At 35.9% G+C, this 21802-nt stretch carries 26 protein-coding genes and 1 tRNA gene; 3 read left to right on the forward strand and 24 right to left on the reverse strand.

What is annotated here, in order from left to right:
• Window positions 1-56 precede the first annotated feature (56 nt).
• The 10 genes from DEU39_RS21850 to DEU39_RS21890 form a co-directional block, all read right to left on the reverse strand.
• Window positions 57-1055 carry a 2Fe-2S iron-sulfur cluster-binding protein gene (locus DEU39_RS21850; RefSeq protein WP_062675587.1) on the reverse strand — a complete coding sequence of 333 codons (999 nt, stop codon included), beginning with the start codon at window positions 1053-1055 and terminating at the stop codon, window positions 57-59.
• A gap of 41 nt (window positions 1056-1096) precedes the next feature.
• On the reverse strand, window positions 1097-2008 hold the full coding sequence (locus tag DEU39_RS21855) for a hypothetical protein (protein WP_117753116.1): 912 nt from the start codon (window positions 2006-2008) through the stop codon (window positions 1097-1099).
• 7 nt (window positions 2009-2015) lie between these two features.
• Window positions 2016-3374 carry an NADH-quinone oxidoreductase subunit NuoF gene (gene nuoF / locus DEU39_RS21860; RefSeq protein WP_089697000.1) on the reverse strand — a complete coding sequence of 453 codons (1359 nt, stop codon included), beginning with the start codon at window positions 3372-3374 and terminating at the stop codon, window positions 2016-2018.
• A 107-nt stretch (window positions 3375-3481) separates the two neighbouring features.
• On the reverse strand, window positions 3482-3991 hold the full coding sequence (nuoE, locus tag DEU39_RS21865; protein WP_062675585.1) for a complex I 24 kDa subunit family protein: 510 nt from the start codon (window positions 3989-3991) through the stop codon (window positions 3482-3484).
• Between the two features lie 104 nt (window positions 3992-4095).
• Entirely contained in the window at window positions 4096-5319 is a 1224-nt protein-coding gene (nuoD, locus tag DEU39_RS21870; protein WP_002983543.1) for an NADH dehydrogenase (quinone) subunit D, read from the reverse strand.
• Between the two features lie 75 nt (window positions 5320-5394).
• Window positions 5395-5889: an NADH-quinone oxidoreductase subunit C gene (locus DEU39_RS21875; protein ID WP_062675584.1), complete on the reverse strand. Its 495-nt coding sequence runs from the start codon at window positions 5887-5889 to the stop codon at window positions 5395-5397.
• 6 nt (window positions 5890-5895) lie between these two features.
• The gene (locus DEU39_RS21880) at window positions 5896-6456 is read right to left on the reverse strand and encodes an NADH-quinone oxidoreductase subunit B (protein ID WP_002983540.1); all 561 of its coding nucleotides are present in this window, start codon (window positions 6454-6456) and stop codon (window positions 5896-5898) included.
• Between the two features lie 94 nt (window positions 6457-6550).
• Window positions 6551-6922, reverse strand: coding sequence for an NADH-quinone oxidoreductase subunit A (locus tag DEU39_RS21885; protein ID WP_034693436.1), 372 nt, complete (start codon window positions 6920-6922; stop codon window positions 6551-6553).
• 273 nt (window positions 6923-7195) lie between these two features.
• Window positions 7196-7372: a hypothetical protein gene (locus DEU39_RS24555; RefSeq protein WP_167348785.1), complete on the reverse strand. Its 177-nt coding sequence runs from the start codon at window positions 7370-7372 to the stop codon at window positions 7196-7198.
• Window positions 7373-7423: 51 nt separating this feature from the next.
• Entirely contained in the window at window positions 7424-8551 is a 1128-nt protein-coding gene (locus tag DEU39_RS21890; RefSeq protein WP_062675583.1) for a GNAT family N-acetyltransferase, read from the reverse strand.
• A gap of 104 nt (window positions 8552-8655) precedes the next feature.
• Here DEU39_RS21890 and DEU39_RS21895 point away from each other — a divergent pair, with 104 nt between their 5' ends.
• Entirely contained in the window at window positions 8656-9366 is a 711-nt protein-coding gene (locus DEU39_RS21895; protein WP_174525207.1) for a zinc metallopeptidase, read from the forward strand.
• Here DEU39_RS21895 and DEU39_RS21900 read toward each other — a convergent pair.
• The 9 genes from DEU39_RS21900 to rbfA form a co-directional block, all read right to left on the reverse strand.
• Complete coding sequence (locus tag DEU39_RS21900; protein ID WP_062675582.1) at window positions 9363-9968, reverse strand: IMPACT family protein; 606 nt, start codon at window positions 9966-9968, stop codon at window positions 9363-9365. The two genes, DEU39_RS21895 and DEU39_RS21900, sit on opposite strands and share 4 nt — an antisense overlap.
• A 114-nt stretch (window positions 9969-10082) precedes the next feature.
• Window positions 10083-10256, reverse strand: a complete 174-nt coding sequence (locus DEU39_RS24560; protein WP_157885786.1) for a bacteriocin-like protein — start codon at window positions 10254-10256, stop codon at window positions 10083-10085.
• A gap of 29 nt (window positions 10257-10285) precedes the next feature.
• Window positions 10286-10450 (reverse strand): bacteriocin-like protein, encoded by a 165-nt coding sequence (locus DEU39_RS24565; protein ID WP_167348784.1) that lies wholly within the window; start codon window positions 10448-10450, stop codon window positions 10286-10288.
• A 63-nt stretch (window positions 10451-10513) separates the two neighbouring features.
• On the reverse strand, window positions 10514-11539 hold the full coding sequence (gene ribD / locus DEU39_RS21910) for a bifunctional diaminohydroxyphosphoribosylaminopyrimidine deaminase/5-amino-6-(5-phosphoribosylamino)uracil reductase RibD (RefSeq protein ID WP_120233374.1): 1026 nt from the start codon (window positions 11537-11539) through the stop codon (window positions 10514-10516).
• 63 nt (window positions 11540-11602) lie between these two features.
• Window positions 11603-13402, reverse strand: coding sequence for a DUF349 domain-containing protein (locus tag DEU39_RS21915; RefSeq protein WP_062675580.1), 1800 nt, complete (start codon window positions 13400-13402; stop codon window positions 11603-11605).
• Between the two features lie 74 nt (window positions 13403-13476).
• Complete coding sequence (locus DEU39_RS21920; RefSeq protein ID WP_062675579.1) at window positions 13477-14214, reverse strand: shikimate dehydrogenase family protein; 738 nt, start codon at window positions 14212-14214, stop codon at window positions 13477-13479.
• Window positions 14215-14275: 61 nt separating this feature from the next.
• Window positions 14276-16069 (reverse strand): endonuclease, encoded by a 1794-nt coding sequence (locus DEU39_RS21925; protein ID WP_120233375.1) that lies wholly within the window; start codon window positions 16067-16069, stop codon window positions 14276-14278.
• A 79-nt stretch (window positions 16070-16148) separates the two neighbouring features.
• Window positions 16149-17354 carry an ABC transporter permease gene (locus DEU39_RS21930; protein ID WP_034693452.1) on the reverse strand — a complete coding sequence of 402 codons (1206 nt, stop codon included), beginning with the start codon at window positions 17352-17354 and terminating at the stop codon, window positions 16149-16151.
• 3 nt (window positions 17355-17357) lie between these two features.
• Window positions 17358-17717, reverse strand: a complete 360-nt coding sequence (gene rbfA / locus DEU39_RS21935; protein ID WP_034693455.1) for a 30S ribosome-binding factor RbfA — start codon at window positions 17715-17717, stop codon at window positions 17358-17360.
• A gap of 93 nt (window positions 17718-17810) precedes the next feature.
• Here rbfA and mce point away from each other — a divergent pair, with 93 nt between their 5' ends.
• Both mce and DEU39_RS21945 read left to right on the forward strand, forming a co-directional pair.
• Complete coding sequence (mce, locus tag DEU39_RS21940; protein ID WP_062675576.1) at window positions 17811-18209, forward strand: methylmalonyl-CoA epimerase; 399 nt, start codon at window positions 17811-17813, stop codon at window positions 18207-18209.
• Between the two features lie 62 nt (window positions 18210-18271).
• Window positions 18272-18345 (forward strand) — tRNA-Ile (locus DEU39_RS21945).
• 162 nt (window positions 18346-18507) lie between these two features.
• Here the strand turns inward: DEU39_RS21945 and DEU39_RS21950 are convergent.
• Genes DEU39_RS21950 through DEU39_RS21970 form a run of 5 tightly spaced genes read right to left on the reverse strand, consistent with a single transcriptional unit; the run spans window position 18508 to window position 21779 of the window.
• The gene (locus DEU39_RS21950) at window positions 18508-19365 is read right to left on the reverse strand and encodes a GLPGLI family protein (RefSeq protein ID WP_120233376.1); all 858 of its coding nucleotides are present in this window, start codon (window positions 19363-19365) and stop codon (window positions 18508-18510) included.
• A 10-nt stretch (window positions 19366-19375) separates the two neighbouring features.
• A complete protein-coding gene (locus DEU39_RS21955) occupies window positions 19376-19702 on the reverse strand; it encodes a thiol-disulfide oxidoreductase DCC family protein (protein ID WP_120233377.1) in 327 nt (108 codons plus the stop codon).
• Window positions 19703-19713: 11 nt separating this feature from the next.
• Window positions 19714-20250 carry a hypothetical protein gene (locus tag DEU39_RS21960; protein ID WP_147367634.1) on the reverse strand — a complete coding sequence of 179 codons (537 nt, stop codon included), beginning with the start codon at window positions 20248-20250 and terminating at the stop codon, window positions 19714-19716.
• A gap of 19 nt (window positions 20251-20269) precedes the next feature.
• Window positions 20270-20947: an ATP-binding cassette domain-containing protein gene (locus tag DEU39_RS21965; protein WP_120233379.1), complete on the reverse strand. Its 678-nt coding sequence runs from the start codon at window positions 20945-20947 to the stop codon at window positions 20270-20272.
• On the reverse strand, window positions 20940-21779 hold the full coding sequence (locus DEU39_RS21970) for a hypothetical protein (RefSeq protein ID WP_131797543.1): 840 nt from the start codon (window positions 21777-21779) through the stop codon (window positions 20940-20942). Before DEU39_RS21970 ends, DEU39_RS21965 begins: the two co-directional genes overlap by 8 nt.
• Window positions 21780-21802 lie beyond the last annotated feature (23 nt).

Here is a 21802-nt window from a genome sequence, read left to right on the forward strand (position 1 = left end):
TGTCAGATTTAATTTGCTGTCTGAAGTCTGGTATCTGAAATCTGATGTCTTATTAATTATTTTTCGTCTTTTTCACTGATTTCTTTAGCCATCGGATTGTCTAAAACTCTTAGTTCGTCTTTTGGCTTTTCGTAGTGGTTCAATGAAATTACAGAATGTCTGTCGATGTGTCTAGGACCTTCGATATTCCAGTCTGATAAAGATTTTCTTTCGAAACGGCATGTATCGCAGATGAATTCTTCCACTTCTCCCCACTGGTCTTTTCTGGCAGTAACTCTTACAATTTCGTCACCTTTCATCCATACTACAGCTTTTCCTGAACACTTATCACATTTGCAGGAAGCGTTCATTGGTTTTGTAAACCAAACTCTGCTGGCAAAACGGGCTGTTCTGTCTGTTAATGCCCCTACAGGACAAACATCGATAACGTTTCCGATGAAGTCATTGTCTAAAGCTTTATTTAAATACGTTGAAATCTCAGCGTGATCTCCTCTGAAAAGGATACCGTGTTCTCTTGTTTCTGTAAGCTGGTTAGCAGTCAGTACACATCTTGCGCAAAGAATACAACGGTTCATATTTAGTTTGATGTTTGGTCCAAGATCATCAGCTTCGTAAGTATTTCTTTCGAATTCTGTTCTTGTGTTTTCCACACCATGCTCATATCCTAAGTCCTGAAGATGACATTCTCCTGCCTGATCGCAGATAGGGCAGTCCAGCGGGTGGTTTACCAATAGGAATTCGGTAACCGCTTTTCTTCCTTCCTGAGCTTTCTCAGAAGTAAGATTTTTTACTTCCATACCGTCCATTACATTAGTTCTGCAGCTTGCTACTAATTTTGGCATAGGACGTGGGTCTGCTTCAGATCCTTTAGAAACTTCTACGAGACAAGTTCTACATCTTCCTCCACTGGTTTCCAATTTGCTGTAGTAGCACATTGCAGGAGGTACAGATTTACCACCAATTTGTCTTGCAGCTTCCAGAATAGAAGTACCAGGCAAAACTTCGGTAGTCTGTCCGTCTATAGTTATTTTGAATTTTTTAACTTCTTCGCTCATATGATATGCTTTAAGCTTTATGCGTTAAGCAATAGGCTTTGTTATTTATATTTCTTTGTATTAAATGTATATCCAATTCCTCCAAGGACCTGTCCGAAAACAAAATCCTGGCGTGCTTTGTCCGGTTTGTTATTTAATGTAGTTTTAATATCCCACATGTTGATATAACCGGCTTTTCCTTCTAATCTCAGCATCCAGTTTTTCCAGAATACAAGGTTAAGACTGGATCTGATATCGGTTCCCATCCCTGCAACGTGGAAACGGTCACTTCTTTCGTTACCAAAAAGTTTTACATTACTTTTCGGAAACATAAATCCGATTCCGGCTCCATAAGACCATACTAAATCTATATTTTTCTTATGAACAAGATTTTTGTATTTCTCTAGACCTAAGTTTTCATAGTTAAGCCCGTCTGTATGTTCGAAAGTAAGGAACTTCTCATCTGCAAGATTAACCTGCCCGTTCTGAACCATTGCTGCATATTCAGGATCTGAAATATGACCTTTGAAACCTACAGTCTGGTTCTGATCCATTACATATTTCATATGGTCTATCCCTAATACCAATGCTAAATTATCTTTAATAAAGTATCCTATTCTGAAATTATACTGTGTTACAGTAAACCAGCTCGGATCAAAATAGACAATTCCAAATTTTGTAGGTCTGTCCTGTGCCTTTACATTATTCAGCTGAAAATCGTATCCGTTTCCGGTAAAGTGGATGTCAGAATTGCTGTAAGCTGCTCTGTTCCAACCATAAAATACGAAAACCTGACCTTTTTTGCTCAATGGTAAAGGTTTTTCCTTTCTCTCAGCTTTAATCTGCTCTTTCTCACTCACTAAATATGACAAATCCTCTTCAACGGATCTGTTATAATTTGCAGTATCAGTTTTCTTATTTTGTGCAAATACAAAATTCGACATCATTAAGCCGACCACCAATAATTTTTTCATCTTTTACTTATGCGTTCTTTTCAACAGCCGGGATAGGGTCAGCATAATGTGCCAATCCATAATTTTGTGTCTGAGACAACTCTGGGTTTTTTACGTGCCACTCAAATTCATCTCTGAAGTGACGGATCGCTGCTGCAACCGGCCAAGCTGCGGCATCACCCAACGGACAAATCGTATTTCCTTCGATTTTTCTCTGGATATCCCAAAGCAGATCGATATCTTCCATTTTTCCTTCTCCTTTCTCGATTTTCTTTAAAATCTTGTACATCCATCCCGTTCCTTCACGGCAAGGCGTACATTGTCCACAGCTTTCGTGATTGTAGAATCTCGCCAATGTCATGGTGTGTTCTACAATACACTGGTCTTCATCCAAAACGATGAAACCTCCTGAACCCATCATGGTTCCGGTAGCGAAACCACCATCTGCCAATGATTCATAGTTCATATATCTTGGCTCTCCATTCACGGTTCTCAGCAATAGGTTTGCAGGAACAATCGGAACAGAACTTCCTCCAGGAATACAAGCCTTTAATTTTTTACCATCTTTAATACCACCGCAATATTCATCAGAATAGATGAATTCCTCTACTGTGATCGTCATATCGATTTCGTATACACCCGGTTTGTTGATGTTTCCACAAGCAGAAATCAGTTTCGTACCTGTAGATCTTCCCACTCCGATTTTAGCATACTCAGCACCTGTAATATCAATGATCGGAACTACTGCCGCAATGGATTCAACGTTGTTTACCACTGTTGGTCTTTCCCAAAGACCTTTTACTGCCGGGAATGGTGGTTTTAATCTCGGGTTACCTCTTTTTCCTTCAAGGGACTCAAGCAATGCCGTTTCTTCACCGCAGATGTATGCTCCACCACCTCTCTGTACATAGATTTCAAGATCGAAACCGGTTCCTAAAATATTTTTACCTAAAAATCCTGCTGCTTTAGCTTCTTCAATAGCTTCTTCAAGGATATCGGGAATCCACGAATATTCTCCACGGATGTAGATATAAGAAGTATTGGATCCTAAACAGTAAGAAGAAATTAGCATTCCCTCAATCAATAAATGAGGAAGGAACTCCATCAGATATCTGTCCTTGAATGTTCCAGGTTCAGATTCATCCGCATTCACAACAAGGTGTCTTGGAACACCTTCAGGCTTGGCCAGAAAGCTCCATTTCATTCCTGTTGGGAATCCAGCTCCACCACGACCTCTTAGTCCTGAAGCTTTTACTTCTTCAAGAATTTCGTCCGGAGTCATCTTCAAGGCTTTTTCAGCTGCTGTATAACCTCCCTGTTTACGGTAAGTTTCAAAGTAGCGGATACCTTCTATATGTGCGTCTTTAAGTAAAAGTTTTTTACTCATTGTTTATTATGCTTTTCGCTATTGGCCATTGGCTTCTAGCTTTTTATAATTATTAAAGAAAATAACTGAATAATTTAAAATCTAAAATGTAGAATTTAAAATTTCTATTAGTCTAAAGCAACTTGTCCCTGTCTGCAAAGATCAAGGATTTCATCTACTTTTTCTATCGTTAAATTTTCATGAAAGAATTTCCCTAGCTGCATCATGGGTGCGTATCCGCATGCTCCAAGACATTCAGCTGGTTTTAAAGTAAACATACCATCTTCAGTAGTTTCTCCATCCTTAATGTTCAGTTTGGTTCTGATATGATCCAGAATTTTTTCGCTTCCACAAACCATACAAGGCCCTGTTCTGCAAACTTCCAATACATATTTACCTACCGGCTTCATATTAAACATGGTATAGAAAGTAGCCACTTCATATACTTCGATCGGTTGGATACTTAATAGTCCGGCAACATAATCCATCACAGGAACATCTAACCATCCTCCGAATTCTTTCTGTGCCAAGTGAAGTACAGGAAGAAGAGCAGATTTTTGTCTTCCTTCAGGATATCTTGCGATAATTTTGTGTACCTGTGCTAAACTTTCCGGTTTAAAAGCTATTGTTTCGCTCATTTTTTATCTAAGATTTCAGATGCCAGATTTCAGACATCAGATTTTAAATTTATATATAAAGCGAAGAGTCTAACATCTGAAATCTGATGTCTGACATCTTCTTTTTATGCGTCTAATTCTCCCGCAATAATATTCATACTACACATCGTTACAATGGCATCTGAAATTACAGAACCTGTAATCATTTCAGGGTATGCCTGATAGTAGATGAAGCATGGTCTTCTGAAGTGAAGTCTGTAAGGGCTTCTTCCTCCGTCACTCACAAGATAGAAACCTAATTCTCCGTTTCCACCTTCTACAGCATGGTAAACTTCTCCTTTTGGTACATCGGTTTCTCCCATTACGATTTTGAAATGGTAGATCAATGCTTCCATTTTCTGATATACATCTGCCTTTTCAGGAAGATAGAAATCAGGGACATCCGCATGGAATGGCCCTTCCGGAAGATTTTCGTATGCTTGTTTGATAATTTTGATTGATTCCCAGACTTCCTGTTGACGAACCATGAAACGGTCGTAAGTATCTCCTGAAGTTCCTACCGGAATAATGAAGTCGAAATCCTGATATGAAGAATAAGGCTGCGCAACTCGTACATCGTAATCTACACCTGCTGCACGTAAGTTAGGACCTGTGAAACCGTAGCTTAAAGCTCTTTCGGCAGAAATAGCTCCTGTACCGATGGTTCTGTCCATGAAAATTCTGTTTCTTTCTAATAAAGTACAGAATTCTTTGAATCTTGGTGGGAAAGTTTTTAAGAAATCCTTGATCAGCTCATGGAATTTAGGAGTGAAATCTCTTTCAAAACCTCCGATTCTTCCCATATTGGTTGTCATTCTGGCTCCGCAGATTTGCTCATACATATCATAAATACGTTCTCTTTCGATGAACATATAAGTAAGACCTGTAATAGCTCCTGAGTCCATTCCGGTTACCCCGTTACAGATCAGGTGGTCACCGATTCTGGCAAGCTCCATCAGGATAACACGCATATAGTCTACACGTTTTGGAACTTCTACGCCAATCAGTTTTTCTACTGTCATGTGCCAGCCTAAGTTATTGATGGGTGCAGAACAGTAATTCATACGGTCCGTAAGGGTAGTGATCTGAGAATAGTTTCTTCTTTCAGAAATTTTCTCAAATGCTCTGTGGATATATCCTACGGTTTGCTCTGCGTGAAGGATTCTTTCTCCATCCATCGTTAAGATATTCTGGAAAATCCCGTGCGTAGCAGGGTGGGTAGGTCCCAGATTCAGGGTATATAATTGTCCATCAATCTGTTCCTTACTTTCGTACTGGTTTAGTATATTAGATAATGAGTTATCTTTCATAATTTAAATGCTTTAGGCTATAGGCTCTAGGCTTTAAGCTTATTGCTTGCTGCTTACTGCTTATTGCATTATTTTTTATCTTCCGAACATGCTATCGTTCTTGTCGGTTCTTGTACCGTCTTCAAGGCGATATTCCTTCAACATTGGGTGGTATCCAAGATCTTCCATATTTAAAATAGGTCTGAGATCCGGGTGTCCTTTAAATTTAATCCCATAGAAATCATACGTTTCTCTTTCCATCCAGTTAGCTCCTGCAAATAGCTCTACCAGAGAGTCTACTTCAATATTTTCTCTGGACATAAAGATTTTCAGACGTAATCTGAAATTGGCCATCATATTGTGCAAATGGTATACAACACCAATTTCCTTTTCAGGGAATTCAGGATAATGAATACCACAGATATCCGTAAGGAAATTAAATTCCAGTGATGAATCTTTCAGATAGTGAATGATTTTCTTAATATCTTCTTTCTTCACTTCAATAGTCAGCATTCCATAAGGTTCTGAGCTTGAAATGACAGATTCCGGAAATTCTCTTGTGATTGCTTCTAATACAAATTCGTTTGTCATTTCCGTTTAGTTGCTTATGTTGTAAGAATCTAATAATTTCTGATATTCAGGCATGTCTCTTCTTCTGATGCTTTCGCTTTCTGCAAGAGCCTGTACCTGCATTACACCTTCAATTATCTGTTCAGGTCTTGGAGGACATCCGGGAACGTAAACGTCTACCGGAATAATCTTATCAATTCCCTGAAGTACAGAATACGTATCAAAAATACCACCGCTGGAAGCACAAGCTCCAACTGCTACCACCCATTTCGGCTCAGCCATCTGAGTGTATACTTCTTTCAGGACTGGTCCCAATTTCTTTGATATAGTTCCGCAAACCATCAGCATATCTGCCTGTCTTGGAGAGAAAGAGTTTCTTTCCATACCAAATCTTGAAGCATCATATGTCGGGTTCAGGGTAGCCATAAACTCGATACCACAACAAGAGGTTGCAAAGGGTAACGGCCAAAGTGAAAACTTTCTTGCCATCCCGATTACACTGCTCAGTTTTGTTGCGAAAAACCCTTCTCCTTCATAGCCTTCGGGAGCAGGTGCATCTGTTCTTATTACTGGTTTTTTATCTGACATTTTCTTTTGTTGATATTTAAAGATTAAAACGTTTATAAATTTAATCATCTCTGTTTTTAAACGATTAAATTATTCAATCTTTTAATGTTAAAATTTATTTATCCCAATCCAGTGCGCCTCGTTTCCAGACATAGAAAAACGCTACGAAGAAGATCGCAACGAATGTAAGCACGGCAAGGAAACCTTCCATACCGAATTCTCTGAAGTTTACAGCGTAAGGATAAAAGAATACGATTTCAATATCGAATAGTACGAACAATACCGCAGTCAGGAAGTACTTGATAGAAAACGGTGTTCTTGCATTTCCTTCTACAGGAACTCCACATTCCCAGCTTTGGTTTTTTACAGAGTTTCCTTTTTTCTGCTGTGGACCTAAGAAATGTGCTCCAAGCAAAGAAACCGCTACAAATCCTACTGCTACACCAGCCTGGATAAGGATTGGAATATAACTTTCAGGTAAATTCATTTTTGCATTATTATCTCAATTTGCAAATTTAGCGAATAAACAAGAAAGCATGAAATTTATCAGCTTAAAAGTCGGATTAAAATGAGCTAAACCGGTAATTTAGAATCAATAAAAATTAGCTTTTTATGATTATTTTTTTGTGGTATTTTTCCCCTTTTTTTGTAGTAACTCTGGAAAAATTGCATCCCATCATGTATATCGTGGATATTTTGAATTTATTTATTGAGGAATAAAAACAAGTGATTAAATGACCTATTGGGCTATGGTTATCGTCTATTTTTTCATTTTTTTCAAAAGAGTGTAGGCCATAAAGGAAATATATCCAAAAAGAATACTGGCAAAAAGAATGTTGATTACCGTATTGGTTTTGTCATCGGGCGACTGAAAAAAAATGTTATAACCAATAAATCCGGCAATTAAAATAGCAAATATGATAAGCTGTGGTTTCATAAAGTTCAAAGTTTGGGTAGTGAGTTTACGTTTTACAAAATGCAGTATCAATTAGTTGAGTTCCATTGAATATGTTCTCCTTCTTTTGTGATTCACCGGATTGTAATCCTGCCACAACAGCTGAATACTTTTGTTTTCTTCGAGTTCCGGGTTGGTTTCAAGGTACTTTACTCCTTTTTTTCTGAAAATATCCCAGATTTCTTTAAAAATAATAGAAGTTACTCCTCTTCTCTGATAATCCGGATGAATTCCGATCAGGTAGAAGTTCGCTCTGTCATTTTTCTTTCCTGCTTGTAAGAAATGCCACCAGCCAAAAGGAAGTAGTTTTCCACCGGACTTCTGCAGAGCTTTGGAATAAGAAGGCATTGTAATAGCAAAGGAGATCAGATTATTGTGTTCATCAGCAATACAAACAATGAAATCTTTATCAATAAGTTTGAAATATTTCTCTTTATAGGTTTTACGCTGTTCATCAGAAATCGGAGTGTATGTAGAAAGATGTTTGTAAGTCTCATCCAGAAGATCAAACATAGGATCTACATACTGAATAATCTCTTCTTTTGTTTTGAATTTTAAAACTTTTAGCTTGTATTTTTCAGAAATAAGCTGATTGAATTTATGAATTTTGTCCGGTAATGTTTCGGGGAAGATTATTTCAAACTCTACCCATTCCTTTTCTTTAGTCAATCCCAGGTTCTCAAGATGCCTTGGATAGTACTCGTTATTATAAATTCCGATCATCGTCGCCAGCTGGTCAAAACCTTTGATCAGCATTCCTGCTTTATCAAGATTGGTGAAGCCCATCGGTCCTTCAATTTTGTCAATATTTTTTTCTTTGGCATAATCAACCGCTTTTTGAATCAATGCTTTTGAAACTTCAGCATCATCAATAAAGTCGATCCATCCAAAGCGTACTTTTTTAATGCCTAACTCTCTCTCTTCTTTGTGATTGATCAAAACAGCAATTCTTCCTACAATCTTATCATTCTTATAAGCCAGAAACTGTTTGGCTTCTGAATATTGAAGCGCAGGATTTTCATTTGCATTCCAAATGTTGATTTCGTCATTGATAAAGGACGGAACATAGTAGGGATTGTTTTTATACAAATCCATTGGAAACCTTACGAATTGCTTGAGCTGACCCGCTGTTTTTACTTCAATAATTGAAACTGTAGACATGTTTTTTGAGAGGAATTAAAGGACAAATATAAATAATAATATCGTATACTTTGGCACAGTTTTTATATGATTATGGGTAAAATTAAACACAAAATTTATATAAAATGGTGGGTTATTATATCATTATTGGTATTTCAATGTTGGTGAGCTGGTGGGTTTCGTCCAGATTGAAATCGAAATTTGAATATTATTCCAATGTACACCTTCGAAATGGCCTTTCGGGGAAAGAAGTAGCGGAAAAGATGTTGAGAGATAACGGGATAAATGATGTTCAGGTCATATCAGTACCCGGGCAGTTGACGGACCACTATAATCCGGCAGATAAAACAGTGAACCTTTCTGAGGGTGTTTATATGCAGAGAAACGCAGCGGCCGCAGCAGTGGCAGCTCACGAGTGTGGGCATGCAGTGCAGCATGCGGTAGGGTATTCTATGCTGAATTTACGTTCAAAACTGGTTCCTATTGTCAATATAAGTTCCAATCTGATGCAATTTGTCCTTATTGCGGGTATCGCAGTAATGGCTGCGTCCAGAACAATTGAAAACCCTAATGGAAACACTACTGTGCTGGCAATCGGCGTTGCGATGTTTGCCATGACAACACTTTTTGCTTTTGTAACACTTCCGGTGGAATACGATGCGAGTAACAGAGCGATGAAGTGGCTTAAAGATACGGGAACTGTAACTGCAGAAGAATTTGTTGGAGTACAGGATAGCTTAAAATGGGCGGCAAGAACTTATGTGGTAGCTGCATTAGGTTCTCTGGCACAACTTCTTTACTGGGGATCTTTGCTTCTTGGTGGGAGAAGGGATTAATTATTAAATTCAAATGAAACATATTGCATCTCAGAAAGCTTTTCTGAGATGCTTTCTTTTTGTGCCAGTTTCAATGACGCGGTGAGAATACAATTTTCATTCGCATCGAAGTTCAAAACTTTAGCATCAAATTTAGAAAGCAAGGTAAAAATTGTATTCTGCTGATTGAAGTTAAATTGAATCTCTACTTCTGTTTCTAATTCTCTGGTGATAATACTGGCTGCCTCTAATGTAATCTTCGCAGATTCTTTATAAGTTTTTACAAGGCCGGAAACTCCCAGTTTGGTTCCTCCGTAATAACGGACAACAATGACAAGGACATTGGTGATTTCATTCGCTAATAATTGATTGTAAATAGGCAATCCTGCACTTCCGGAAGGTTCGCCGTCATCATTGGCGCGATAGTTTTCCCCATTCAATCCCATTCTGAAAGCATAACAGTGGTGAGTTGCTTTCGGATGTTCTTCTCTTATTTTCTCCAGTGCACTCTTTAATTCTTTTTCATTAGTCACAGGATAAGCAAATCCGATAAACTTGCTTCCTTTTTCTTTTAAGAGAGTATTTTCTATGGGGCTTTCTATGGTTTTGTATTCGAACGTCATCGGAATTGCTGCTTTGTTATGCAAAAATATTAAATAAATCCTAGTACTTAATGAAAGAAGCCGCCAGATTTCTGACAGCTTCCCAATTTTTATGTATTGCAACTTTTGTTATTTCTATCCGCAATAATCCAGCGGAAGTAAACAAATATAGTTTGTAGGACCACAAAAGTCTGTAGGACAGAAATCTCTACATCTTGTAAGGTCTCCATTAGGCAAAGTACAGTTTACAAAAGCTCCGCCTTGAATAGATTTTAAACCGATTCTTGATACTTTTTTCAAATTTTTCATGATATTAGTTTTTGTTTTTATATCAAAAGTTAACAAGGGAATGTTCCATCTGCCCAAGGTGGTGGGCAACTCATACTGGAAGGTGTTGCGCAGCAATGTTGTAATGAAGGAGGGTAGAATGAGCAACATTCAGGAGCAATTCCTCCGTTTACTTTTTTTAAACTCTGTCTCGAAACTTTCTTTAAATTTTTCATAGTAATTTTAATTTGTAAGACTAATGTAAAGAAATTATTTCATTTGATGGTGATACAAAAGTATTATTTTGCTTTAAAAAATGAAATGGTATTATCTCTGAAATTTTCAATTGTATCAGGAACTTGATCTAATTCCGGAGCTTTTGTCCCATTTTCTAATATCAAATTCTCATTTTTAATTACAATAGCTTCGTCCCAAAGATTAGCATTAATAAATTCCTGCAGAGTAAAGCGGCCCCCTTCGATAATCACAGATTGTATTTGTTCTTTATACAATGCCTCCATGAGCTCAGGCAGAAAATGAGCCTTGTTGATTTGAATGAATTGAATATGTCCTTCAGTACCTTCTTTCACGGAATTTAAAACCAATGTTCTTGCTTTATTGTTATAAATATTGAAACTGGCAGGAACTTTTAAATCAAAATCAATCAGAATTCTTACAGGATTTACGCCTTCAACATTTCTTACGGTAAGACTGGGGTTATCGTTCAATGCAGTTTGAGTTCCTACTAAAATGGCATGCTCGTCAGCTCTTAACTGATGAACAAACTGGTTTACTAATGTATTGGAAACGGCTGTCGGTGTAAAATCCTTATCCAAAAAGCCATCACCGGATTCTGCCCATTTTAAAATGATATATGGTCTTTTCTTTTCGTGATAGGTGAAAAATCTTTTGTTCAGTTCAATGCATTCTTTTTCAAGAATTCCTGATACGGCTTCAATTCCAGCATCCTGAATGATTTTCTTTCCTTTCCCATTCACTTTATCATGGGAGTCCATTGCGCCAATCACTACTTTTTTAAATCCTAATTCTTTAATCTTCAAAGCGCATGGCGGAGTTTTTCCATAATGTGCGCAGGGTTCCAGAGATACATAGATTGTAGATTCCGGAATCAGATCTTTATTTTTAACGGAATTGATGGCATTGATTTCTGCATGAGGTTCTCCTGCTTTGTGATGATACCCCTCACCAATGATTTTTCCGTTGTGTACGATCACACTTCCAACAAGAGGGTTAGGGTAGGTGTTGCCAAGAGCTTTTTGAGCCAGCTCGATACATCTTTTGATATAAAATTCGTCGTTGTTCATATGTATAAAAAGAAAAAGCGAAGACAAATTGCTTTGCTCCGCCTTTATTTATTTTGTTATGTATTAATCTCCGCTGATAATGCTGTGAAGATTTTGTTTTAACGTTTCAAGATGAGCTTTTTTCTCATCAATCGTGTTATAAGTGTCTTTTAAAAGAGGGTTTTCTCTGGACGGTTTGTTGAAGAAAGAAAGGTTGTTTTCCAGTTTAACAATTTCTGCCTCAAGATCAGAGATTTGATTTTTGATCTTTCTTGCTTTGTCGGTAAGCTGGTTTTCAGATAGACCTTCTTCTTTCAGTTCAAGTTCGTTGATCTTATTTATTTTCAATTTCTCTCTCAATGTTTTGTTGAATTCAGAGTTGATTGAAATTTTATCTCTCGGAACTTTTCCGATATTATTCCATGAAGTTTTGATCTGCTCGATTCTTTCAATGCTTCCTTCTTCATTGGAAACTTCTTTCAGTTCATCAAGAAGAGCTTTTTTGTTCTTATAATTTTCTTTCCAGTTGTCGGTAGAAGTATTGCTCTTCTCTCTGTAATTGTTGAAGAATGCATTACATGCGTCACGGAATTCATCCCAGATTTTATTGGTCATGCTCTTTGGAACGTGGCCGATTTTTTTCCAGTCTTCCTGGAGTTTTTTGAATAACGGAACAGCAATATCCCATTCCTCGTTATTCATATTGTCCTGTGCAGTCTGGATCAGTTTAAGTTTTTCTTCAAGATTTGCCTGTTGAGAACCTTTCAACGATTTGTAGTAATTATTTTTCGTTGTATTAAAGCCTCTAAGTGTCGTTTTGAAATCATTCCAGTTTTGATTGGAAAGTTTTCTTGGAACACTTCCTGTTTTTAAGAATTCAGAACGCAGATCTTCCACTCTTTTAATGGCATTCTGCCAGTAGTTGTGGTTTGGCGTTTCCGAAGGTTCAGACAGTTTCTTGATTTCTGCAATAATCTGATTTTTCTTTTCAAGATTTTCACTCTGTTCTTTTTCAATAGAAGCTGAAAGTTCAGATTTTCTTTCGTGAATTTTATTCGAAATTTCTTTAAACTCTTCCCATGTTTTCTCACGGAACTCTTCAGCAACAGGTTCTGCTTCTTCTTTCCAAAGTTTATGAAGATACTGAAGTTCGTTTAGAGCTTTCTGGATAACGGGTTCATTTTCCAGCTCTTTAGCGCGGGCAATAATATGTTCTCTCTTTTCCAGATTGTGGCTGTATTCCTGCTCCAGAAATTCTTTATTAAGATCCAGCATCTGATAAAACTGATTCAGGTGGTGGAAATAATTATTGTTGAGAATTTTGAATTCAGACTTTGCAACCTGTCCTGCTTTTGACCAGTCTTCTTTAATCTCACGAATAGATCTGAAAAGATTGATTCCTGGTTCTGAGCTGGTGTATAGATTTTTAAGTCTTTCGATTATGCTTTGACGGTGGTCAAGGTTTTTCTTTTGCTCTTCTTCCTGTCCTTTCTGGAAGTCGTCATGTTTTTCCTTGAAAATATTAACCAACGCAGAATACTTAGCCTGAGAAGGGTGTTCGTAGCTGAAATTTTCAGCTGGATTTCCCGCTTCTACATATTCATGCTTTTTATCTTCCACTTCATCATGGATATAATGACTTGCTTTCTCTTTCAGCTGGTTGAATCTTTTGAAGTTCTCACCGGCATTAGGAGTGTTGATGATTTTTTCCATTTCCTTTAAAGCATCGGCAAGGGAAATTTCTTCCTCATGTTCATCCAGGTGCTCTGCATCATCTTCATGTTGGTTTGCATCATGAGAAACTGTGTTTTCTGATGGGTCCTGAGATACTTCGTTAGGATTTTTCTTTTCTTCGTTTTCAGAAAGATTGTTTTCTGTAGTCATAGCAAATCTTTTATGTGAGTGGCGTTAATATCCTTTAAATATAGCTTTAAGGCCAATTAAAGTACTAATTTATGTTATTTTTTTTGAAAATTCCAAATTTCCCAAGCTTTTTCTGCTTGCTGTTCAAGCATATAGTACCCATTCACTGTTTTTGCTCCTTTTTCTGAGGCATTGATGATGAATTGGGTATAGTTTGGATTGTAAATCAGATCAATAACGAGATGATCTGAAGAAAGCCCGTCAAAAGGAAAGTTCAGACAGTCTTTCACATTCGGGAAAGTGCCTACCGGTGTACATTGGATAATAATTTTATGCTCTGCAACAGTTTCCTGATCAAGATTTTCATAATTGATTTCTGTACTCCTTGAAATAGTTACAGAGGGAATATTGTTCTTGTCCAATGCATATTTGACGGCTTTTGCTGCCCCTCCGTTTCCTAAGATCAGTGCTTTATCCTGAGAAGGTTTTTTGTGCAAAAGAAGCGTCTTTTCAAAACCGAACGCATCTGTATTATACCCTGTTTTTTTGCCATCCTGAATAAGAACGCAATTGACAGCACCTATTTTCTCGGCTTCATCACTTAGTTCATCGAGATAATCGATTATTTTTTCTTTATATGGGATGGTCACATTGAATCCTAACAAGTCCGGAGAAGCAAAAAGGTTTTCTACTTCATTGATTTCGTTCAGATCAAAAATATCGTAGGAGAAATTCTTCAGCATGAGCTTTTGGAACTTGTTTTCGAAGAATTTTTTAGAAAAAGAATAAGAAATATTTCGTCCTATCAATCCTAATTTTTTATTGGAATCCATACATCAAAAATAAAAAAAAGACCGGATAAATCCGGCCTTGGTTTGAAATATTTTTTAATAATTAATCTACGATAAATTTAGTAGAGAAATTATCTGTTTTAAGGAGATAAGTTCCTTTTACTATACCTTTAAGATTAATTTTGTTTGAATGTTTGAAAGGATTTGCAATTGTTTCAATTCGTTTTCCTGAAAGATCATAGATCTCAGCTTTTGAAATTTTGCTAAGGTTTTCTCCTTTTACAAATAATTCATTATTTCTTACCGGGTTAGGGTAGATAGTGAAGTCTGATTTGTCCTTTTGGTTTTCAGCGGTAGCTAACGTAGTACCGAAACATGTCCAGCTTAGGTCATCCAGAGCAACTCTGTTGGAGGTAGAAGAATTTGTCAGTTTAATCACCGCATTTCCGCTTACATTTATATTGCTGATGGTAGTTGTAGTAACAACATTACTGTAAGGAATAGTTCCTACATTGACGTCGTTTACAAGAACATTGAAGTATCCTGCGCTTCCGGAGAATTTCAATTGAGTTGTTAAAGTTAAGCTTTGAACTCCACCTGAGAAAGTTGAACTTATTAAAGTTCCATTTTTTATGGTAATAGCTTTATTATTGATGGTCTGGTCAACTCTTGCGTCTGTAGCAGTCCATGAAATTCCGTTGTTGGTCCAGTTTACTGTCATGTATGTATTTACAGGACCGGTGATCATTTCGAAATTTTCAGTTCCACAGTTTCCTCCTCCGGCAGGTACATCAAGAGTTGTTTCTGTAGCTGTTGTACTTTGTGGGGAAGAGTTTGTGAAAGCATCTTTAGCAATAATGTAGAATGTGTATTGAGTCAATGGTGATAATCCTGAAACAGTAGTAGATGTAGTTGTCCCTGAAACAGTAGCTTTTAAGGTTCCGTTGGCATAAATATCATACGAAGTTACTCCTACATTATCTGTAGCAGCTGTCCAGCTTAAAGCAATAGAGTTTGAAGTTGGGTTGCTGGCAACAAGGTTGGTTGCAGCTGTAGGGGCTTGGTTATCAACAACCGGAGCTCCCCAGATCTGAGTAACATATTCGGGGTGATCAATGAAAGGGTTTCTGTTTCCCTGGTAAGTATAAGAAGCATTGTTTCTTGCAATTTCTTCCGGAGATACGGGATCCATTGCATTCCATGCTAAATATTGATTAAGTGCCCAAGGCTGTAGTCCCGGGAATGCTGTGTTACCAAGCATGTCACCAGTAGTGAAATTAGGAAGTTTGTCTTCATATCTTGTTACGAAATAAAGGATCATTCTGGCAATGTCTCCTTTGAAAGCATCAATGGGTTCAAATACAGTACCTGCATATCCTGCAGAAACCGAATTTCCTAGTTTTGATCCATTTTTTGAAGTAAAAGAAGGTGTTCCTACAATTCCGAAAGGGTAGTTGGATCTCATTCCGTTTACTTTTCCGTCTGTAGCACGGATAAAATGAATGTCAGCTACCATTGGGGAAGCATTGTTGAACAAACTTTGAGGAACAACGTGCTCTCTGTTGTAGCAGTCACCTTCATTAGAATATCCGGCAGATCCACACTGACTGGTTCCCAGGGTGAAATTATACTGATCCGGTCCATTGGGGTTTTCAGAATAAATATCCAGAATAGTTCCATCATTTTCATAGAAATAATCGCGGTCTGTGGTAGCATAACCTGTCCACAGGCCACCGTAACCATTGTCTATATGTCCATTACTGATAATGATTTTAAGAGCTGTTTTAAGAGCTGCACCTGTTAAGGTCGGCGATTGGTTATAATATCCAGCCGGAGCCTGTGCCAAAGCGCTTATAAATGTCACGCTTAAAAGGAAAAAAGATAAAATTTGTTTCATTTTTTAAAATTGGGGCGTAAAGGTACGAAAAAATGAAACCGAAGTATATTAATTGTATGTAATATATAAAGTTGAAATGTTAGCCTTTAGTAATATATTCTTTACTGATTTTTGAAAAGAACCATGAAATAGTGATTCCAAACAAGGAAGCTGTAAGGGCCACAATAAGATAATTTTTTCCCACAATTTTTACAGGGAATGGCAGAACCTCATTGGCTCTGAAGAACTCTGTATAAAGCTGGAAGTAGCAAAGTGCTGTTCCAAGAATTAATCCGGTAATCACACCTGAAATCACAATCAGGAGGCCAGTGTAGAAATAGGTCATTCTTAAATGGCTTAAAGGAAAGCCTAAAGATATCAATGATTTTGCCTGTTCTTTTTTGTCAAGCTGAAGGATAATAATGGCTCCGGCAAGGTTAAAAGTCGTAATAAAGATCACCAAGGCAAAGATCAGGTAAATGAATAGCTTTTCTGTATTAATCATTTTCCAGAAAGCAGCATTTTCCTCTTCTTTGGTTTTGATCTCAATATTTTTTCCGAGAGAAGAAAGCAGGCTTTGTTTTACAGCATCGGCATTTTCCGGATTTTTCAGTTTAATAACAATCTGGTAAGCAGACTTTTTAGGAAGAGTGAGTAATTCTTCTGTAAGCTCAATAGGAGAAACGATATAATTGTCCAGCTGGTCTTTTCCAGGGAAGACACCTGTTACCAGAATATCTCTTTTATTATAAATGTCTTCTTCCTTACTGATAATCCCTGTTCCCGGTTTGGGCATAAAGACGGTTGCATAATGATTGGAAGAATCCACAGGAATTGAAAGTCTGTTATCCAGACTGTTTTCCATCAACACCTCATTCGAGTATTTGAAACTTGGATAAGTTCCGTAAAACACTTCTTTATTAATAGGATTTACCTTAACATAGGCAGAATCTACCCCTCTTAGGTAAGCAATATCACCCTTTCCGTTGAAACTGATATATACTTTTTCTTCTATAACGCGGGAAAAACTGCTGATTTCCTTATTGTTGCTCAAAACTTTACTGACGTTATCCAGATTTTTGATGGTTTTTCCGGAGGTGCTTTTTAACGTAAGATCAGCGTGAAGATTGGAAATAAGGTCTTTGTTCAGGTCTTCAAGCCCTGAAAAAACAGAAATAATGACGAACATTGCAGCCACAGCAACCGTCATGGCACCTACAGCCAGCCACGTAATGAACGTAACGGCAGTACTTCCCTTTTTAGCCAAAAGGTATCTGGATGCTATGTAAAATGCAATATTCTTCAAGATCTATAAAACAGGATTGTCGCCTTCACCTCTTAATTCTCTTTCTAGTCTTTCAACATCATCAAGAGCGGTATCCAGGTAAAAGTTAAGTTGTGGAATAATACGCACCTGTTTTGCCATTTTCTGGCCAATGAAGTTTCTGTATTGAGGTTTGTTTTCTTCAATCTCCTTCATTACAGCGGTACGGAATTCCTGTGGGAAAATGCTTAAATAAATCTTAGCAATTCCTAAGTCAGCAGTTACTTTTACATCTGAAACAGATACCAATATGCTCTGTTTGCTTTCTGAAGCCTGTTTGCGGAAAAGCTCTGCGAAGTCTTCCTGAATGATCTGTGCTACTTTTCTTTGTCTGTTACTTTCCATAATTTCTGCAAATTTAGTACTTTTGTTTGAATTGATACTTTGAAATTCAACTACAGTATCAAATTTACGATTTAATTATATTGATTAGTATTTATGAAACTAGAACATATTGGCATTGCCGTAAAATCTTTAGGAGTTTCTGATGAACTTTTTGCCAAATTATTAGGAAAAGAATCCTATAAAAAAGAAACAGTGGAAAGGGAAGGGGTAGTAACTTCTTTCTATGAAACGGGAGAAAGTAAAATTGAGCTTTTAGAAGCCAGTAATCCAGAGAGCCCGATTTCGAAATTTATAGATAAAAAGGGAGAAGGCATCCATCATCTGGCATTTGGCGTTGAAAATATCGTGGAAGAAGTGAAAAGACTGAAAAAAGAAGGATTTCAGTTTATCTCCGAAGAACCGAAAGAAGGTGCTGATAACAAATTAGTTGTATTCCTTCATCCCAAGTCTACAAACGGAGTGCTGGTAGAACTTTGCCAAGAAAAGCAATAAAAAATTTTGTAGTGAAAGAAATTTTACTATTTTTGCAAACACAAAATTTAACCAAGTTTTGAGGTCCTATAGCTCAGTTGGTTAGAGCACCTGACTCATAATCAGGTGGTCCCTGGTTCGAGCCCAGGTGGGACCACAGAAAATCAAGCACTTACAAAAATGTAGGTGCTTTTTTTTTGTCTTAAAACTATATACTGAAATACAGGTTCAGGTTTAAATGATAATACTGTATTGGTGCAGGGCTATAAAAAAGTAGGACATACTTCCCTACATATAGATTTTTTATTAAATATCTTTATTATTCTTTTTCAATAGGATTATTGTTAAGCTTGTAAGATTCTTTTATTTCCTTTCCTTGTTTCTCAATAAAGTCCTTTACCTTCATGTCAGTTCCAGGCATTGTCATACTTAATAATTGAGGAGTTAGCTCATTTCTCATGGCAGCTAAAGGATCCTGTTTGTAATTTTCAAAGGTTTTTATAAATTTTGCTTTTTCTACTATTTTCACATTACCATTGGTGAACTTTTTAACAAGTGAATCCTCACTGTTATCTTTCGCTTTTTTATTTCCTTTTAAGGTAAATGAATAATTGTGTTGATCATCTTCTATTTTTACAATTAATCCAGGTAAACCATTAAATTTATAAGGACCGTCATTAAAAGGAAGATCAGGACAAAACCAGGCAACCCATTTTCTTCCCGCAAAATTTACTATAGCTTTTTGGGCATTATATTCGCCGATTTTTTGCTTTTCTTTCTGAACTTTCCAATCAAAATTTATTTTTTCCTGATAGCCAAAGGTAAGAGGAGTCAATCCGTTCATAATATCTTCAGTATATTGAACTTCCATGTCAGGATATTTTTTTGTTACAGAATAGGTAAATCTGACATTCGGAGGTGCTGACTGATTTTCGTAAATGCCTGTTTTTTGCATTTTTTTAAATACTTCGTTGGAGATTGAATCTGAAACAATTAATTGATAATCTTTAAAAATCGATTGATCTTTTTTAATATCTAAAACCATCATTGCAGTTTCATTTCTTGTAGAATCTTTTTTAGGTTTATATTGTACTTCATAGAAAAAACGATTGATCTCCTGAGCTTTGATTTTGATAGTGGTTAAAAAGAATAACGGTAGTATCAATAAGTATTTCATGGGTTAATTTTTAAAATTTGTATCTGTATTTTGCAAAAATTTTATACCAAAAATCCGTGAAGGGAGTAGGTAAAAAAGAGAAAAAAGAAATAATTCTCCAGGGAGAAGTAAAGTGGGCAAATATTTCAAATATTGCCTTCGAACGTACCCAGACTTCATTATCATTCACAAAATAGATGGTCTGAAGATCTATAAACTTAATTCCTTTATCACGAAGAATTTTCCTTGCTTCTTTGTTTCTTACGGAAATGATTTCCAGTGTTTTAACGTTAGATTGGCTCCATCTGGAAAACCTTGTGCAAAACTTACATTCAGAATCATAAATAATAACTTTCATTTTGTGAATTTTTAAATAGATTGCAAGTCTGGCTGCGTTTTTATGTTTTTATATTGTGATAAAATGAATAACGAAGAAAATGACCCTGCCAACAGCCCAGTAAATATCATGACTCCACTTTGAAGAATAAATGGAATTTTTTTCATGTAATCAATATTTTTTGAGGTTACCGCATATTGTCTGGATATTATCTGTAATGTTTCAGCATATTTTAAAGACAATGTTTTATCAATTAAAGCATACACGAAAACATCGATCAAAAAAATCATGATGGCGCTAAGAATGAACGTACAAATCACATAATAAAAATTGGCGATATGATTTACCTGTTTTACCTTCTTATATTTCTTTAGTGACAGAAACAAAATAATTGCAGCGATCATAAAAGCAATAAACAATGATAGAATAGGGAAAAAAGCAACTGCAGTCATACTAAAATTATCATAAGAAAGATAGTATGCAATGCCATAAATACATCCTGTAAAGGATAAAGCGATCACTATTGAAGTAATAAAAATATACTCCAATGAAATAAGGTTATTGTCCATAGAAATTAGTTTTTAAATGCTAAATGTTGATGTAAGAGACCCAATCTTTCTGAATATCTTCTGTAAGATGTGTCCTTATTAAATGGTATTCTTCTGATAGGTAAATTTTAGCGAATTTTCCATTTTGTAAATGTCCGATATAATCACAACAATTTGTAAGAGTTTCCATAATATGAGAGCTTATCAAAACGATCTTATTTCTTTTTTTGAGGTCATCAATGATAAAATAAAACTTTTCGACACTTTCAAAATCGAGTCCGTTAAATGGTTCATCAAATAAGTATATGGGTCTGTCAATTAAAATATTACAAAGGATTGCAAGTTTCTTCTTGGTTCCTAATGAAAGTTTTTCAACAATAGCGTCTGTTGGAATATTAAAGAAATTTGTCAGTCTTGTTATCTTTTCATCCTCGTTATCATGAATAAACAGGTTTAAAATATCGTTAACCGACAGATAAGGATAAAAGTAATTTTCAGATTCCAAATATGAAATATCTCTTTTATATATGGGTTGGTCTTGTAATACTATTTTTCCATGGTATCTTGTATTTTGAAAAATAGATTCAAATAAAGTTGTTTTTCCCGCACCATTCCTTCCAAGAACACCGAATATGCTTCCTTCATTTATATTTAAACTTAGGTTATCCAAAATTTTTTTGGAGTTATAACTCAAGGTGATATTTTGTATACTAAACATACTTTGTAATTTTCTTTAAGGCTGATTTTCTATTGTTTATAATGTAAATTATTGCTGGAATTAGTAGCCCAATAATAAGTGTAAATTTGAAAAATTCAGCATCATTGATATGAGTTACCTTTATTTTTTCATTATAATTTACGTACTTATTAATAATAATAACATAATTTGAAAGAAAAAGATAAAAACTGAAATAAATTATATAATCTTTTTGTAGAGGATTTAAAAATGCAAAGCTGATTATAGCAGGAATGGAGATCATCAAGCAAATCAGAAAAGAGTATATGATTTTTTTTTCTAATCTGAATTTTGAGAATTGCAGAATGAGAATTTCTTTATTTTCCTGGAGTGAATAAACATGCAAAAGAATATGTAGCCAGCATAATCCTAATATTATCAAAGTTGCAGGATGATATCCTAAGAAAACGGAAAGTAATACAAAGGAAAAGAAAATTATAATATTCTTTCGTATATAGGCTTTCCACTCTAATAATGCATTAGGGAGTTTATTGATAAACCTTGGGTTTGCAAAATATTTTTTAAGCTTTAATAATGGTAAAATGAAGCATATAAAACCATTTCCCAAAAAGGCAAAGTTATTTTCTTTGAAAACGAAAAATAAATTTATAAATATCCAAATTATCAAATATTCTAATGCAAGGCTTATATAGAATTGCTTTCCTAAAATATTTTTTAAAAAATTAATATCCTTTCGCGTAAAATGAATGATAAATAAAACAGTTGATGAAATTAATGCATAATAGCCATTATGATTCGTTTTAAAAAAAAGTAAAAATAAAAGTATTATACTTACTAAAACACCAATATCCATACTTTGATTTGACGCTTTAAGTA

The organism is Chryseobacterium sp. AG363, assembly GCF_003610675.1.
GTDB classification, from domain to species: Bacteria; Bacteroidota; Bacteroidia; order Flavobacteriales; family Weeksellaceae; genus Chryseobacterium; species Chryseobacterium cucumeris.

Excerpts from the sequence above, each read along its gene's own strand:
- DEU39_RS21850 (WP_062675587.1), bottom strand. The coding sequence starts at position 1,055 with ATGAGCGAAGAAGTTAAAAAATTCAAAATAACTATAGACGGACAGACT.
- DEU39_RS21970 (WP_131797543.1), bottom strand. The coding sequence starts at position 21,779 with ATGGATATTGGTGTTTTAGTAAGTATAATACTTTTATTTTTACTTTTT.
- DEU39_RS24565 (WP_167348784.1), bottom strand. The coding sequence starts at position 10,450 with ATGAAAAATTTAAAGAAAGTTTCGAGACAGAGTTTAAAAAAAGTAAAC.
- DEU39_RS24560 (WP_157885786.1), bottom strand. The coding sequence starts at position 10,256 with ATGAAAAATTTGAAAAAAGTATCAAGAATCGGTTTAAAATCTATTCAA.
- DEU39_RS21855 (WP_117753116.1), bottom strand. The coding sequence starts at position 2,008 with ATGAAAAAATTATTGGTGGTCGGCTTAATGATGTCGAATTTTGTATTT.
- DEU39_RS21900 (WP_062675582.1), bottom strand. The coding sequence starts at position 9,968 with ATGACGTTCGAATACAAAACCATAGAAAGCCCCATAGAAAATACTCTC.
- mce (WP_062675576.1), top strand. The coding sequence starts at position 17,811 with ATGAAACTAGAACATATTGGCATTGCCGTAAAATCTTTAGGAGTTTCT.
- rbfA (WP_034693455.1), bottom strand. The coding sequence starts at position 17,717 with ATGGAAAGTAACAGACAAAGAAAAGTAGCACAGATCATTCAGGAAGAC.
- DEU39_RS21895 (WP_174525207.1), top strand. The coding sequence starts at position 8,656 with ATGGTGGGTTATTATATCATTATTGGTATTTCAATGTTGGTGAGCTGG.
- DEU39_RS21925 (WP_120233375.1), bottom strand. The coding sequence starts at position 16,069 with ATGAAACAAATTTTATCTTTTTTCCTTTTAAGCGTGACATTTATAAGC.
- DEU39_RS21965 (WP_120233379.1), bottom strand. The coding sequence starts at position 20,947 with ATGTTTAGTATACAAAATATCACCTTGAGTTATAACTCCAAAAAAATT.
- DEU39_RS24555 (WP_167348785.1), bottom strand. The coding sequence starts at position 7,372 with ATGAAACCACAGCTTATCATATTTGCTATTTTAATTGCCGGATTTATT.
- DEU39_RS21960 (WP_147367634.1), bottom strand. The coding sequence starts at position 20,250 with ATGGACAATAACCTTATTTCATTGGAGTATATTTTTATTACTTCAATA.
- nuoF (WP_089697000.1), bottom strand. The coding sequence starts at position 3,374 with ATGAGTAAAAAACTTTTACTTAAAGACGCACATATAGAAGGTATCCGC.
- DEU39_RS21885 (WP_034693436.1), bottom strand. The coding sequence starts at position 6,922 with ATGAATTTACCTGAAAGTTATATTCCAATCCTTATCCAGGCTGGTGTA.
- DEU39_RS21920 (WP_062675579.1), bottom strand. The coding sequence starts at position 14,214 with ATGGATTCCAATAAAAAATTAGGATTGATAGGACGAAATATTTCTTAT.
- DEU39_RS21875 (WP_062675584.1), bottom strand. The coding sequence starts at position 5,889 with ATGACAAACGAATTTGTATTAGAAGCAATCACAAGAGAATTTCCGGAA.
- DEU39_RS21955 (WP_120233377.1), bottom strand. The coding sequence starts at position 19,702 with ATGAAAGTTATTATTTATGATTCTGAATGTAAGTTTTGCACAAGGTTT.
- nuoE (WP_062675585.1), bottom strand. The coding sequence starts at position 3,991 with ATGAGCGAAACAATAGCTTTTAAACCGGAAAGTTTAGCACAGGTACAC.
- DEU39_RS21880 (WP_002983540.1), bottom strand. The coding sequence starts at position 6,456 with ATGTCAGATAAAAAACCAGTAATAAGAACAGATGCACCTGCTCCCGAA.
- DEU39_RS21890 (WP_062675583.1), bottom strand. The coding sequence starts at position 8,551 with ATGTCTACAGTTTCAATTATTGAAGTAAAAACAGCGGGTCAGCTCAAG.
- DEU39_RS21950 (WP_120233376.1), bottom strand. The coding sequence starts at position 19,365 with ATGAAATACTTATTGATACTACCGTTATTCTTTTTAACCACTATCAAA.
- nuoD (WP_002983543.1), bottom strand. The coding sequence starts at position 5,319 with ATGAAAGATAACTCATTATCTAATATACTAAACCAGTACGAAAGTAAG.
- DEU39_RS21915 (WP_062675580.1), bottom strand. The coding sequence starts at position 13,402 with ATGACTACAGAAAACAATCTTTCTGAAAACGAAGAAAAGAAAAATCCT.
- ribD (WP_120233374.1), bottom strand. The coding sequence starts at position 11,539 with ATGAACAACGACGAATTTTATATCAAAAGATGTATCGAGCTGGCTCAA.